At 67.6% G+C, this 14,080-nt stretch carries 15 protein-coding genes; 3 read left to right on the forward strand and 12 right to left on the reverse strand.

What is annotated here, in order from left to right; all coding sequences use genetic code 11:
* Positions 1 to 8 precede the first annotated feature (8 nt).
* The 3 genes from AC5Y21_RS15660 to AC5Y21_RS15670 are packed head-to-tail and all read left to right on the forward strand — an operon-like array spanning position 9 to position 2,916.
* Positions 9 to 773 carry a gamma-glutamyl-gamma-aminobutyrate hydrolase family protein gene (locus tag AC5Y21_RS15660; protein WP_499913641.1) on the forward strand — a complete coding sequence of 255 codons (765 nt, stop codon included), beginning with the start codon at positions 9 to 11 and terminating at the stop codon, positions 771 to 773.
* Positions 770 to 2,143, forward strand: a complete 1,374-nt coding sequence (locus AC5Y21_RS15665; RefSeq protein WP_499913439.1) for an aldehyde dehydrogenase family protein — start codon at positions 770 to 772, stop codon at positions 2,141 to 2,143. Before AC5Y21_RS15660 ends, AC5Y21_RS15665 begins: the two co-directional genes overlap by 4 nt.
* Positions 2,140 to 2,916: a 3-oxoacyl-ACP reductase gene (locus AC5Y21_RS15670; protein ID WP_499913443.1), complete on the forward strand. Its 777-nt coding sequence runs from the start codon at positions 2,140 to 2,142 to the stop codon at positions 2,914 to 2,916. The genes AC5Y21_RS15665 and AC5Y21_RS15670 overlap by 4 nt, the downstream gene beginning before the upstream one ends.
* A 16-nt stretch (positions 2,917 to 2,932) precedes the next feature.
* Here AC5Y21_RS15670 and AC5Y21_RS15675 read toward each other — a convergent pair whose 3' ends face one another.
* From AC5Y21_RS15675 to AC5Y21_RS15730, 12 genes are all read right to left on the reverse strand, one after another.
* On the reverse strand, positions 2,933 to 3,871 hold the full coding sequence (locus tag AC5Y21_RS15675) for a PPE family protein (protein ID WP_499913445.1): 939 nt from the start codon (positions 3,869 to 3,871) through the stop codon (positions 2,933 to 2,935).
* Positions 3,872 to 4,147: 276 nt separating this feature from the next.
* Positions 4,148 to 4,597: a hypothetical protein gene (locus tag AC5Y21_RS15680; RefSeq protein WP_499913447.1), complete on the reverse strand. Its 450-nt coding sequence runs from the start codon at positions 4,595 to 4,597 to the stop codon at positions 4,148 to 4,150.
* A 73-nt stretch (positions 4,598 to 4,670) separates the two neighbouring features.
* Positions 4,671 to 5,822, reverse strand: a complete 1,152-nt coding sequence (locus AC5Y21_RS15685) for an alkaline phosphatase family protein (protein ID WP_499913448.1) — start codon at positions 5,820 to 5,822, stop codon at positions 4,671 to 4,673.
* Positions 5,823 to 6,201: 379 nt separating this feature from the next.
* A complete protein-coding gene (locus tag AC5Y21_RS15690; protein ID WP_499913643.1) occupies positions 6,202 to 6,921 on the reverse strand; it encodes a DUF6390 family protein in 720 nt (239 codons plus the stop codon).
* A 31-nt stretch (positions 6,922 to 6,952) separates the two neighbouring features.
* The gene (hypD, locus tag AC5Y21_RS15695; RefSeq protein WP_499913450.1) at positions 6,953 to 8,089 is read right to left on the reverse strand and encodes a hydrogenase formation protein HypD; all 1,137 of its coding nucleotides are present in this window, start codon (positions 8,087 to 8,089) and stop codon (positions 6,953 to 6,955) included.
* Between the two features lie 9 nt (positions 8,090 to 8,098).
* Positions 8,099 to 8,371 (reverse strand): HypC/HybG/HupF family hydrogenase formation chaperone, encoded by a 273-nt coding sequence (locus AC5Y21_RS15700; protein ID WP_499913452.1) that lies wholly within the window; start codon positions 8,369 to 8,371, stop codon positions 8,099 to 8,101.
* A gap of 35 nt (positions 8,372 to 8,406) precedes the next feature.
* Complete coding sequence (gene hypE, locus AC5Y21_RS15705; protein WP_499913454.1) at positions 8,407 to 9,519, reverse strand: hydrogenase expression/formation protein HypE; 1,113 nt, start codon at positions 9,517 to 9,519, stop codon at positions 8,407 to 8,409.
* A gap of 47 nt (positions 9,520 to 9,566) precedes the next feature.
* Positions 9,567 to 10,232, reverse strand: coding sequence for a D-sedoheptulose-7-phosphate isomerase (locus AC5Y21_RS15710; protein ID WP_499913456.1), 666 nt, complete (start codon positions 10,230 to 10,232; stop codon positions 9,567 to 9,569).
* A complete protein-coding gene (locus AC5Y21_RS15715) occupies positions 10,229 to 10,945 on the reverse strand; it encodes a HypC/HybG/HupF family hydrogenase formation chaperone (protein ID WP_499913458.1) in 717 nt (238 codons plus the stop codon). Before AC5Y21_RS15715 ends, AC5Y21_RS15710 begins: the two co-directional genes overlap by 4 nt.
* Positions 10,942 to 13,305 (reverse strand): carbamoyltransferase HypF, encoded by a 2,364-nt coding sequence (hypF, locus tag AC5Y21_RS15720; RefSeq protein WP_499913460.1) that lies wholly within the window; start codon positions 13,303 to 13,305, stop codon positions 10,942 to 10,944. Before hypF ends, AC5Y21_RS15715 begins: the two co-directional genes overlap by 4 nt.
* Position 13,306: 1 nt before the next feature.
* On the reverse strand, positions 13,307 to 13,573 hold the full coding sequence (locus AC5Y21_RS15725; protein WP_499913462.1) for a HypC/HybG/HupF family hydrogenase formation chaperone: 267 nt from the start codon (positions 13,571 to 13,573) through the stop codon (positions 13,307 to 13,309).
* Positions 13,574 to 13,576: 3 nt separating this feature from the next.
* Complete coding sequence (locus AC5Y21_RS15730; protein ID WP_499913464.1) at positions 13,577 to 14,074, reverse strand: hydrogenase maturation protease; 498 nt, start codon at positions 14,072 to 14,074, stop codon at positions 13,577 to 13,579.
* Positions 14,075 to 14,080 lie beyond the last annotated feature (6 nt).

The raw sequence follows: 14,080 nt of genomic DNA on the forward strand, positions 1-14,080 counted from the left end.
GCGACCCGCTGCGCCCGGCTGCGCCGCGCTTGCGATCGCCACTGGACCGGCCCGTCATCGGTTTGACGACGTACCTGGACCAGGCGCAGACCGGCATCTGGGACGTCACGGCGAGCTTCCTGCCCGCGAGCTATTTCAACGGCGTCACCATGGCCGGAGGTGTCGCGGTGCTGCTGCCGCCGCAGCCGGTGGACCCTGGCGCCGCGGAGCGGGTGCTCACTGGTCTTGATGGTCTGGTGATCACCGGGGGCAAGGACGTCGACCCCGCCGCCTACGGACAGCAGCCCCATCCGGAAACCGACCCGCCGGGTGCGGTCCGCGACGTTTGGGAGTTCGCGCTGTTAAAGGGTGCGCTGCAACGGAATCTGCCGGTGCTGGGTATCTGCCGAGGCGCCCAGGTTTTCAATGTCGCGTTCGGTGGGACGCTGCATCAGCACCTGCCCGACGTGCTGGGCCACCACGGCCACCGGGCCGGTGATGCGATGTTCACAACGCTACCGGTGCGCACCGTCGCAGGCACCCGGCTGGCCGGGCTGATCGGGGAGTTTGCCGAGGTGTGCTGCTATCACCATCAGGCGGTCGCCGAAGTCGGTGCGGGCCTGGTAGTCAGCGCATGGGATGCCGACGGCGTCGTCGAGGCGCTCGAGCTGCCGGGGGAGAACTTCGTCCTCGCGGTGCAGTGGCATCCGGAAGAGTCGCTGGACGACCTGCGGTTGTTCAGCGGGATCGTCGATGCCGCGCGGTCATACCGGATGAGCTCGGTAGAGCCGTGACGGGCACGGTGCAGCTGGTCAACCCCGCCACCGAGGAAGTGCTGCGGTCGGTCGAGCTTGCCGATGCCGGCGCCGTCGACGATGCGGTGGCGCGGGCCCGCGCGGCGCAGCGGCGCTGGGCGCGGTTGTCGCCGGCGCAGCGGGCGGGCAGCCTGCGCGAGTTCGCGGCCGTCGTCGACGCACACGTCGACGAGCTGGCCGCGCTGGAAGTGGCCAACTCCGGACATCCGATCGCGTCGGCCGAGTGGGAGGCCGGCCACGTCCGTGACGTGCTGGCGTTCTATGCGGGCAGCCCGGAGCGTTTGTCCGGCAAGCAGATTCCCGTCGCCGGCGGACTCGATGTCACCTTCAACGAGCCGATCGGCGTGGTTGGGGTGATCACGCCGTGGAACTTCCCGATGATGATCGCGTCCTGGGGTATCGCGCCGGCCCTGGCCGCCGGCAACGCGGTGCTGGTCAAACCCGCCGAGTGGACGCCGCTGACCACCATGCGGCTCGGTGAGCTGGCCGTCGAGTCCGGGCTGGACGCAGACCTGCTGCAGGTACTGCCGGGAAAGGGCACGGTGGTCGGGGAGCGCTTCGTCACGCACCCGCACGTGCGCAAGATCGTGTTCACCGGCTCCACCGAAGTCGGCAGGACGGTAATGGCCGGTGCCGCCGCCCAGGTGAAGCGGGTGACGCTGGAACTGGGCGGCAAGAGCGCCAACATCGTCTTCGAGGACTGCGACCTGTCGAACGCGGCGGCGACCGCGCCGGCCGGGGTGTTCGACAACGCCGGACAGGACTGCTGTGCCCGCAGTCGGATCCTGGTGCAGCGCAGCGTCTACGACCGGTTCATGGAGCTACTCGAGCCGGCGGTGCAAGGCGTGGTCGTCGGGGACCCCGGATCCCGCGAAACGGAAATGGGTCCGCTGGTCTCCGGCGCACATCGTGACAAGGTGGCCTCCTACGTGCCCGGCGACGCCCCGGTCGCGTTTCGCGGCACGGCGCCGTCGGGGCGCGGATTCTGGTTTCCGCCAACGGTTCTGACCCCCAAGCGCACCGATCGCAGTGTCACCGAGGAGATCTTCGGCCCGGTGGTCACCGTGCTGCCGTTCGACGACGAGGCCGACGCCATCGCACTGGCCAACGACACCGCCTACGGGCTGTCCGGGTCGATCTGGACCGACGACCTGTCCCGGGCGCTGCGGGTGTCACGAGCCGTGGAAGCGGGGAATCTGTCCGTCAATTCCCACTCGTCGGTGCGCTACAACACGCCGTTCGGCGGCTTCAAACAGTCGGGGCTGGGCCGTGAGCTCGGGCCGGACGCACCGTTGCAGTTCACCGAGACCAAGAACGTCTTCATCGCGATCCGAGAGGGCGACCAGTGATGGACCTGACGCAGCGGCTGGCTGGCCGAGTGGCGGTCATCACCGGCGGTGGCAGCGGCATCGGCCTGGCAGCGGGCCGCCGGATGCGCGCCGAGGGCGCGACGATCGTGGTCGGAGACATCGACGCCGACGCCGGCGCGGCCGCAGCCGCGGAGCTTTCCGGCTTGTTCGTGCCAGTGGACGTGTCCGACGAAGACGCGGTCGACGCACTGTTCGACGCCGCGGCCGAACGCTGCGGATCCGTCGACATCGCGTTCAACAACGCCGGCATCTCGCCGCCGGACGACGATCTGATCGAAAACACCGGGCTGGCCGCGTGGCAACGGGTGCAGGACGTCAACCTGAAGTCGGTCTACCTGTGCTGCCGGGCGGCCCTGCGGCACATGGTGCCGGCGGGGAAAGGCTCGATCGTCAACACGGCGTCGTTCGTCGCGGTGCTGGGGTCGGCGACCTCCCAGATCTCCTACACCGCCTCCAAGGGCGGGGTACTGGCCATGTCGCGGGAGCTCGGCGTGCAATACGCGCGGCAAGGCATCCGGGTCAACGCGCTGTGTCCGGGACCGGTCAACACCCCGCTGCTGCAAGAGCTCTTCGCCAAGGATCCGCAGCGGGCCGCGCGCCGGCTGGTGCATGTGCCGCTGGGTCGCTTCGCCGAGCCAGACGAGATCGCGGCCGCGGTCGCGTTCCTGGCCAGCGACGACGCATCGTTCATCACCGCGTCGACATTTTTGGTCGACGGCGGCATCAGCTCGGCTTACGTCACACCGCTCTAGCCGTTGCGGCGTCTGGCTAGCGGGCCAGAGGCCACAGTGGCGGCTCGGCGTATTCGACTTCGACGACCGGTTCGCAGACCCAGCCGCGACGCTGCACCGGCGGGGCGGCGGGCGTCACCGCCGTGGCCGTCACCCACCCTCGCGGTACCGACAGCATCCCCACCGGGGTCCCGCGACCGAAGCCCGCAGAAACCGTTGCGACAACTTTTTCCGCGCCCGCGGCAGCGGCCGCCTTCCCGACCCTTGCGAAACCCATCCGCAGTTTTCGCAGCTTGGCAAGCGCCGGCAGGACTGCGGCGAAGGGCGACGCCGTGACCGGCGTCGAGGAGAGCGCCCGCAGCGCGCGCGGAACCGCGGGAATCAGTTGACCGCCCGTCGCGAGGACATCTTCCGCGTCGAGTAACGCCGATGCGCCATACGCCAGCCCGGCTGGATCGAAGCTGGCCGGCGGCGACGCGAACGGCGTCACCGTCGTCGCGCCGGCCGACGAGGCGGCGTAGGCGTACATGGCGTCGGCATCCTGGGCCCACATCCGCTCGTAATCGGCGTCGATGTCGGCGATGGCCGCACTGATTTGGCCCAGGCAGTTTGTCGAGGCCAGGGAGGCGCGCTGCGCGCGGTTGGCGTCGATCACGGGTGGGGGAACCATCGTCGCGAACGCCGTCTCGTGGGCGCTCACGGCCGCCCTGGCGTGGCCGGCCGCCTGAGCAGCCTGTCCGGCGGCGGCGTTCAGCCAAGCTATATGTGGCGCTACGGACGAGGTCATCGCCGTCGCCGCGGACCCCTGCCAGCCGCCTGCCAGCTGTGAGATCACAGCTTCGTACCCGGTTGCCTGGTCGTAAAGGCTGGCCGCGAGCCGGTCCCAGGCAGCCGCGGCGGCCATCAGCGACCCCGAGCCCGGGCCCTCATACATTCGCGCGGAGTTAACCTCCGGCGGCATACCCCCGAAATCCATTACAATCCGTTCTGACGTTTGGCTACGGCTTCCCTGTCGTTCACCTATCGTTCACTTTAAGTTCACAATGATTTTAATCTACAGTAACGACGGGCGTTGAACCCTGGCAGGTTCCTTTGAAAATCATTAGAGGGGCGGGTTACACCGCCCATCCTGGATAAACGGCGAGGTCAGCGGCTTGGGCGGGTGGTTTCCGGTCGTTCGGACGGCGTGTCGGCCCTCAGAACCGTGGCCCGCTACCAGGTCGACGTCGCGTGCCTGACCAACGCAGACCAGTCAGCAACGGTTGACGCAGAGCAGCGTCAAAGTGTCTTGGGTGCTGGGACGGGCCTCGAACAGCCCCGACGCGGCGGAGTTCTGGTAGCCAGGCTTAAACCCCAAGGCGGCCAACGTAATCGGCCGCAGTGACCACACTGATGGGGTGAAGCGCGCCCAATTCGGCTGCCGTTTGCGCTTCATGACGGCACTTTTGAACGACATGTGATTCGTCGTAGACGTGCCCGAAAGAGCTTGGTGGCCAACACGACTTGCCTGCACAGAGTCGAAATCGAATTGTGCTGAGCCAGTTACCAGAGTCGTTGGTGAGGGTGGCCCCGCCAGGGCCGCCGCGTCGGGCCCGGGACGCAACGTCGAATACCCCAGGATGACGACGAACAGGCTCAACACGGCGACGATGGCGATGGTTGGTTGCCATCGTTGAGTTTTGGCCGCGCCCCGGTCATTCACAGTGGCTCGACTGTATAACGGCACCGCCTGGAAGCGGCCTGCTGAAGAGGTTTGAAATCGATATGAGGTTTGGTCAGCCAGCGGAGATAGCGCCGAAAACGATGAGTGGGATTGCCATTTCGGCTGCGGTGGGCCCGCCGTGAAAACCTATGAGCCGCGCGGTTTCTGGTGGTTCATGGCCGGTTGCCAGCACTGCCGTGTCGTCGGTGCAGACGACGACGACATCGCCGATGCGGGGCAGAAATCGCGGGTTCACCGGCCCGAACATTCCGGCGGCCACGGCCTCCTCGCGGCTGCATACCTCGGCCCGGCCGTCAAGTACCTCATGCCAGGTGGCCTGCACATCCGTTGCGGCGCCAGGGTCGGTGTGCAAGTAGCGCACCCGCGGCTCGCCGGCCACCACTCGCACGCCCGCAGCCAGCCTTGGGTCGGTGTCGAGGTCGACACGAGCCTGAGGGGGAACATTCAGACCGCCGTGGTCAGCGGTCACAAGCAACGCCGCATTCGGGGGCAGCGTCTCGACGAGCCGAGTCAACAGCGCATCGACATGGGCAGCCGCTTCATGCCACCGCGGCGAACCGATGCCGAATACGTGCGCCGCGGTGTCCAGCTCGGCCGTGTAGCCGTATACCAGCCCAGGCTCAGCGCGCAGCTCGCCGGCCACGGCCTCCGCGTAGTCCTCGTTCGAGCGCGTCGGGCGAAACTGCGCGCCGCGATACGCCGCGTCGGTCAGTCCGCTGCCGATAAACCAGTCCGGCAGCGCGGCGCGCGCGCTGACGCCGGATTGTTCGAGCCGCTCGAACCAGGTGGGCAGCGGCTGCCATTGACGGTGTGGTGGGTCGTCGCGCCATTTGATGTGGCTGAGCACTCGGTCGGTGCCCGGGATGTTGAGCGTGAAGCCCAGAATGCCGTGCTCGCCGGGGCGTGCGCCGGTGCCCAGCGACACCAGGCTGGACGGTGTCGTCGAGGGAAAGGTGCAGACAAGTTCTGTCAACCGTCCGGCGTCGCCGGCCAGAACCGAGGCGAGCAACGGTGCATCGTCGGCCAACTCCGGCAGCAGGTACCAGCCCAGGCCGTCGACGAGCATGACCGCCACGCGGTCGACTTGGTCAACCGCGCCGAGCCAGCCCGCCAGGGCCAACCCGTCGGCCGCACCCGGGACGCCGAGCAGTGCCGCCGCGGACGGCAGCACGTCGCAGATTGACCCGGGGTCTGGACCAGACATGGGGCCAGTCTGGCACGGCGATCGCCGCTAGCCGCGATCGCCGCTAGCCGCGATGGCGGCGACCCGCTTCGCCCGGCCTTGCCGCGCTCGCGATCGCCGCTAGCCGCGATGGCGGCGACCCGCTTCGCCCGGCCTTGCCGCGCTCGCGATCGCCGCTAGCCGCGATGGCGGCGACCCGCTTCGCCCGGCCTTGCCGCGCTCGCGATCGCCGCTAGCCGCGATGGCGGCGACCCGCTTCGCCCGGCCTTGCCGCGCTCGCGATCGCCGCTAGCCGCGATGGCGGCGACCCGCTTCGCCCGGCCTTGCCGCGCTCGCGATCGCCGCTAGCCGCGATGGCGGCGACCCGCTTCGCCCGGCCTTGCCGCGCTCGCGATCGCCGCTAGACGTGTGCCAGACGGTCGCTGGTGACCCGCAATTGCCGGTCCGTGCTGTCGGCAAGCGTCTCAACCTGCTCCGGTTGCAACCGGCCGCACAACCGGCCCCAGTGCACCGCAACGTCGTCGCCCACGGCCACATCGGGCACGGCACTGTATCCGTCGGCCCAGACCTCGAGCGGGCGCGCCACGGGTTCGGACAGCTGCAGCCCGGCGCCATCCCAGATCAGCGTCCGGCCCAACACCTCGATGTCGTCGCCGTGACGAGAAATCACCGTGCCCCAGCTGATCCGGCAATTGTCCAACACATGCAACGGATGCTCGGCAGGGATCTTGCGGTCCCCGTCTAGAAAGCGCGTCCACGGATACACCCCGAAGACGTGGAAGCAGTGGTTGGCGGCCGCCTCGCACGCGAGGTCCGGCGTCAGATGCGACCAGTAATGACCCGCCTGCGGGCCGATGGCAGAAAGCAACTCATCGAAGAACTCGTTCGGATCGAGGTCGGCCCCGACGCCGCCGCCAAGCCAGTACGACTCGACGAGCTGGTAATCCAGCGGGTCGGCGATGCCGGTCAGGCCAGACAGCACCCGCAGGTACGGCCAGGCGCCGGAAAACCGTGTCGCCGCGCGGCGCACGTCATCGACTGAGCCGTCCCGCAAGGTGGCACCCAACGGAGGACCGCAAAACCCGAGCGCGTTGGGGGCGTAGGCGTAGCGGGCGAACATCTCGACACCGCGGCAATCCGCGCCGCTCACGTCATACCCGTCCGGACTGTCCCACCAGCTTGACCGCGTCGCGGTGCATGCGACCGAAGTTGTAGTAGGCGGCGCACGCTCCCTCGGGTGACACCATGCACGTCCCGATCGGTGTCTCCGGAGTGCATGCGGTACCGAAAACCTTGCATTCCCAAGGCTTCAGCACGCCCTTGAGCACCTCACCGCACTGGCACGCCTTCGGGTCCGCGACCCGCACGCCGGGCATCGAGAACTGCAATTCGGCGTCGAACTCCGCGAAGTCGTCGTGCAACCGCAGCGCGCTCTGCGAAATGAATCCCAGCCCGCGCCACTCGAAGTGCGGGCGCAATGCGAAGACTTTCCCCATCAGCGCCAGAGCGGCCGGGTTGCCGTGCTCGGGAACCACCCGCTTGTATTGGTTCTCCACCTCGCAACGGCCTTCGCGGATCTGGCGTAGCAGCATCGTGACCGCGGCCAGAATGTCCAACGGCTCGAACCCGGCCACCACCAACGGCTTTCGGTACACCTCGGGCACGAACCGGTACGGGCGGTTGCCGACGACGGTCGAGACGTGTCCGGGTCCGATGAAACCGGACAGCCGCAGATCCGGTGATTCCAGGATCGCCTTGATCGGCGGCACGATCATAACGTGGTTGCAGAACACGCTGAAATTACGCAGGCCCAGATCGCGGGCACGCACCAAGGTGACCGCGGTCGAGGGCGCGGTGGTCTCGAAGCCGATGGCGAAAAACACCACCTTTTTGTCGGGATGCTCGACGGCGATCTTCAGTGCGTCCAACGGAGAGTAAACGAACCGCACATCGGCGCCACGGGCCTTGGCGTCCAGCAGGCTGCCCGCCGAACCCGGAACTCGCATCATGTCGCCGAAACAGGTGAAAATCACGTCGGGTTGGCCGGCCAGCCACATGGCGTCGTCAATGCGGCCCATCGGGATCACGCAGACGGGGCAACCCGGGCCGTGCACCAGTTCGACATTTTCCGGTAGCAGGTGTTCGATGCCGTGCCGGTAGATGGTATGCGTGTGCCCGCCGCACACCTCCATGAACTTGAAGCGTTCGTCATCACCCGCCAAGTGCTCTATGGCAGCCAGCAATTTGCGGGCGGCAGCCGGATCGCGGAATTCGTCAACGAATTTCATCATGGTTCCTTACACGATTGCCGAGGAGTCAAAGGCTTCCAGCTCGGTGGTGTAGGCCTCGCCGAGCTTCTTGACGGCGGCCAGGGTGAGCAGCGCTTCGGTCTCGTCGATTTTGGCCATCGCGAAGCCGACGTGGACCAGTACCCACTCGTCGGGTTCCGGCATGTCGTTCTCCAGCAGTCGCACACTGATCGTGCGCTGTACCCCACTGACGTCGACCTTCGCCAGATAGTTTGCGGGGTCGGTGATCTCGACGATCCGCCCCGGAATGCCAAGGCACATATCGGCACACCTCCTTTTCGAGTCCTCTCCGGTGTTCAGCAGATTCGCGGCAGTGGATCGCCGACGAGCATGTCGACGATCCGGGTGCCGCCGAATCCGGTACGCAGCACCACGCTTTCCGCGGGTTCGGTGACGATTTCGCCAACTTCGGCCGCATCGACACCCAACGGATGCGACCGCAACGCCGCCAGCCCCGCCCCGGCTTCCTCCGGCGCGACGACGGCGACGAACTTGCCCTCGTTGGCGACGTAGAGCGGATCGATGCCGAGCAGCTCGCACGCGCCAGTGACCATGGGCAGCACCGGAAGTCGCTCCTCTTCGAGCAACACCCCGAGCCCGCAGGCCTGGGCCAGCTCGTTGCAGACGGTGCCCACCCCGCCGCGGGTCGCGTCGCGCAGCCAGCGGGTCGACGGCGCGGCCTCCATCAGCAGTTCCACCAGCGGGCTGACCGAGGCGGTGTCGGAGTGAATGTCGGCCTCGATGGCCAGGTCGCCGCGGGCGAGCATGACCGCCATGCCGTGATCGCCCATCGTTCCCGACAGCAACACCTTGTCGCCGGTGCGCACCGATTGTGCCGATAACCGCCGGCCCACCGGGATGACGCCGGCCCCGGCCGTGGTGACGAACAGGCCGTCGGCGGCGCCTTTGGGCACCACCTTGGTGTCACCGGTGACGATCTGCACATCCGCCTTGGCGGCGGCGGCGGCCATATCCGCCGCGATCTCTTTGAGTTCGGCGATCGGGAAGCCCTCTTCGAGCACGAAAGCCGCCGAGATCCACGACGGGACGGCTCCGGCCATCGCCAGATCGTTGCAGGTGCCGTGCACGGCGAGGGCGCCGACGGAACCGCCGGGAAAACGCCTGGGCTGCACCACAAATGAATCGGTGGACATTGCCAGCCGCTCACCGCTGGGCAAGGTGAGGACCGCGCCGTCGCCGAGCGACTCCAGTAGCGGGTTGCGGAATGCTTCCAGGAATACCGCGTCCACCAATGCCGCCGAGGCTTTGCCACCCGCTCCGTGCGCCAACGTGATGTGCTCGTCGAGCAGCCGGGGCCGACGTCTGCGGAATGACTCGATCCGCTCGATCACCTCGCCCTCGCCGAACCGCGGGCCCGACGACAGGTATTCGCCCGCTGCCGTGTTCATTGCGCCACTCCTCCTCATCGCGAGCTCTGCATCGTCGCCGGCGCGGCTCATGCCGCCCCCAGTTCTCGGTCGTAGCGTTCGTGTACCGCCAACCACAGCTGATATCCCACCAGTGCTTGAGACTCCTGAATCCGGTGCACGCTCTGCGAGCGAACCACGAAGCAGGCGTCCACATTTGGGCTGCTCACGAATGCGCCGCCGTCGTATCCGGCAAAGCCGACGGTGTACAGACCGCGCTGCCTCGCCTCGGCCAGCGCGGTCAGCAGATTGGGCGAGCTACCGCTGGTCGACATGGCGATCGCGATGTCGCCGGCCTTCGCGCGGGCGATCAGCTGCCGGGCGAACACCAACTCGAACCCGACGTCGTTGCCCAGCGCCGTCATCACCGCCTGATCGGCGGTCAACGACCAAGCCGGAAGAGGCTTTCCGATCGGCGGGCGGGCGAACAGCCGGGCCAACGTGGTGGAATCGGTGCAGCTGCCGCCGTTTCCGAAGGTGAACATCCGCCCCCCCGCGGCGAAACGGGACGCCATCTCGGTGGCGGCCCGCTCTAGCAGGTCGGCGTTGTCTTCCAGCGTCGAGCGCCGCAATGCCAGGCTTTCAGAGGCTTTGGCCTGAGCCGACGCGGCCAGGTCGGCCAGCAGCGATTTGGGGTCGTCCTCCTGTGCGTCGATGAACGGATACAGGAAGTTGGTGGGTTCGTCGTGGGTCACGGCTCCTCCTCCGCACGGCCGATCGCCGTGCCGGCGTGGACCAGTACCAAGTCGCCTGCGGTGACCGGATCGACCAGCGTCGTCACCACCTTCTCGACACCACGCGCGGTTCGTACCGCAGCCAGCCCGTCGGCCGCGGTCGCCACCACCTCGCCCAAGTGTCCCTCGTCGCTGCAGGTGACGCAAACGTCTTCGGCACGTTCGGGTTTCAGCAGGCCAGAGTGTTCGAAGCACACGTGGGTCAGTTCCCACAGCAGGTGGTAGAACAGCACGAAGCCACCCGTCGCGGGCACCCGCGGGTCGGGATCGTCCAGCCACAGCACATGGTCGGCCATTCCGGCTGGGGGCCGTTCCCCACTGCCAATCCAGATGGTGCTGGCACCCCATGCCGGGCTGCGGCGCATCACCGAGCGGACGTCGGGATGGTCTGCGCCGGAGACCGCGATCACGATGTCGCCGGGACTCACCGACACCCGCACCAGGTCGACGAGGTCGGGTCCGGTCAACGCGACCGCCGGCAACGCGCGCTTGCCCATGATCACCGGATGCACGAACTCGACCGCGATGTGCAGGGCGTGCGGTTCCCACGACGGTGCGATGGACCACATGGTGGCACCCGCCGCGAACCGCTTGGCCAGGGTGAACGCGGTCGCCGCCAGGTCTTCGGCAAGTTCGGCGCCGAGGCCTCGGTCGATCGCGGTGGTTGGCTTCACGAGTCAGTCTCCTCACTCGCCGATAGCAGCGAGATCGCCGCCTGACCCAGGGCCAGCCCGCCGTCGTTGGGCGGTACCGTGTGGTGGGTCAGCACTTCAAACCCGGCTAGCTGCAACCGCTCCCGACACGCTCGCAGCAGCAGCACGTTCTGGAACACGCCACCGGTGAGCCCGACCAGTCGCACCGCGCCGGCCACTTGACCGACCGCCGTCGCGACGGCCTCCGCGACCGCTTGGTGGAACGCGGCAGCCAGCAGCGCGGGCTCGGCGCCGGTGCGCAAGGCCGACACCAGCGTTCGCATCAAGGGGGCCGGATCGATCACCCCGTCGGGCCGCACCGTAAGCGACGGCATGGGTCGCAGGCCACCGGGAAATGCCGAGTCGGCGAGGGCTTCGAGTTCGATCGCGGCCTGACCCTCGTAGTCGATCCGGTGCCGCACCCCGAGTAGGGAGGCGACGGCATCGAACAGCCGCCCCATGCTCGAACACGGCACACACCCCGTCCCGCTCTCCAATTGCGAGCGGGTAAGCCGCAGTTCGTCCGGCGTTGCCGCGGCGACCGGCGCCAGATCAGGGGTCCAGTCGATGCCGGCCGTCCACAGCTGGGACAGCGCCATCCGCCATGGATTGCGGACTGCGGCGTCACCTCCGGGCAACGGGACCGGCAGCAGGTGGCCGGCCCGCACGAACCGGTGGCTGTCGCATCCGAGCCGCAGAATCTCTCCGCCCCAGATCGTCTGGTCGCAGCCGAATCCGGTGCCGTCGAAGGAAACCCCGATGATGGGTTGACCGATGCGTCCGTGCTCGGCCAGCAACGAGACGACATGCGCGTGATGATGCTGGACCAGATCCAGCGGTCGATCGTCCGCGTGGCGTTCCGCCCAGCTGCGAGTGTGGTATGCCGGATGCAGGTCTGCGGCCAATCGCAGTGGAGCGCCCCGTATTTCGCTGAGTTGAGCCACCGCGCGCTCGAACGCGCGCAGCGTCTCCCAGGTCGCCATGTCGCCGATGTGGCCCGACAGGTAAGCATGTGAGCCGTCGGTGAGGCAGAAGGTGTTCTTCAGTTCGCCGCCCACGGCCAGGACGGCGGGGCCGGCAATACCGAGATCGACGGGCAGCGGGGCATAGCCGCGGGACCGCCGGATCGGCAACTCTCGGTTGTCGACCACGCGCACCACCGAGTCGTCGCACGGCACCTGGATCGGACGGTCATGATCGAGAACGGCATCGCACAAGGCCGGGAGTCGCTGCCTGGCATCGTCGTCGGTGAAGCAGATGGGCTCGTCGGAGCGGTTGGCGCTGGTGAGAACCAGCGCATCGGGGACCGGCGCGTCGGCGCCCGGCACGGGCGACAGCAGCAGGTGATGGATCGGGGAGTAGGGCAACATCAACCCCAGCAGCGGGCTGCCGGGTGCAACGGCCTCGGCAACCGACGCGCCGGGGCGCCGTCGCAACAGAACGATCGGCCGGGCCGGGCTGGACAACACCAAAGCCTCGCTGTCGTCGATGAACGCATATCGCCGCGCGACATCGACATCTCGGGCGAGCATGGCGAACGGCTTGGCGCCCCGCGCTTTTCGCGCCCGCAGCGCGCTCACCGCCGCGTCGTCGTCGACAACACAGGCCAGGTGGTAACCGCCGACTCCCTTGATGGCGACCACGGGACCTCCTGGTCCCCCCGCCAGCGCCCGCTGGGTGGCCGCGAGCGCGCCATCCGCACGGTCGATGCGTCCCGCTGGCGACGAAAACCACAGCGAGGGGCCGCAATCCGGACACGCTATCGGTTGCGCGTGGAAGCGGCGGTCGGCCGGATCGTGGTACTCGGCCGCACACCGCGCGCACATGTCGAACGCCGACATCGTGGTGGCCGGACGGTCATACGGCAACGCGCGGATGATGGTAAACCGCGGTCCGCAGTTGGTGCACGTGACGAACGGGTGCCGGTAGCGGCGGTCGTTCGGGTCGAACAACTCGGCCACACAGTCGTCGCACACCGCGATGTCGGGAGGAATCGGAGTGATGGCCCCGAGCGCTGTCCGGCTCGCTACGATCCGGAACTCGTTGTTGCATGCGTTATCCGGTGCGACATCGACGACGGAGATCGTGTCGATCCGCGCCAGCGGCGGCGCCTGGGCGCGCAGCCGACGAGCGAATTCGCCGACGCGTGCCCGATCTCCTTGCACTTCGAGAAAGACCGCGCCCGAATCGTTGCCGACGAATCCGGCCAGGCCAATTTCGCTGGCGATGCGGTGGACAAACGGACGGAAGCCAACCCCTTGGACGACACCGGTCACGGTGAAGCGCTGCCGGACGTTATCGGTCTCTGATAACACGGTGAGCGTCATTGGGCTGGCGGTCATTTCAGCCCGCCCCAGGGTATACCGACGGATCGCTGGGTCCGCGGCCCATCAACTCCAGACCGGCCATCGCCTGTTCGGCTCCGGCACGGTCCGTCTTCTCGACGACGAAGCCCATGTGAATGATCACCCAGTCACCGGCCGAGAATGTCTCGTCGGGCAGCATGCCGACGTTGACCTTGCGTTGTTCCCCGGTGACCTCCACGAGTGCGAGCTGACCCTCGTAGCCGTCCAGCATCCGGATCACTTGACCGGGTATACCGAGACACATAATTCAGCACTCCTCCCGCGCCGGCGCAGTTGCGCGAGTGCGGAGCGCCGCGACGATGTCCTCCACCGCGCGAGCTGCTCTGGGCACGGCCTTGGCTACCGGTTCGGTCAGGCCGATTCCTTCTTCGACGTTTCCCGCCTCGCAGCCGACGACCACGGTGTAGGGCGGATTGCCCCCCAGCGCCCGCAGGCTGGCGAACACCGTTTCCGGATCCATGCCGTGCGCGTCCAGGCCCGCTGTGGGGGAACTTGATTCGTGGTCGGCCTGGAACACGTGCAGGGTGCCGGGGCTGCCCCGGCTCGGCACCGCATCGACGAGAACCAGTGTGTCCCAATCCTCGAGCAGGTCATAGGCCAGGTGCATGCCGCCGATACCGTAGTCGACGACGCGCACGCACTCATCGTTCGGCGGGATCTCGGCGTGCCGAACCACCTCGGAGCCAAACCCGTCGTCCCCCAGGAAGATGTTGCCGATTCCGGCGACCAGGATGCGTGCTGCCACGAGCTG

The organism is Mycobacterium sp. NGS41, assembly GCF_059812725.1.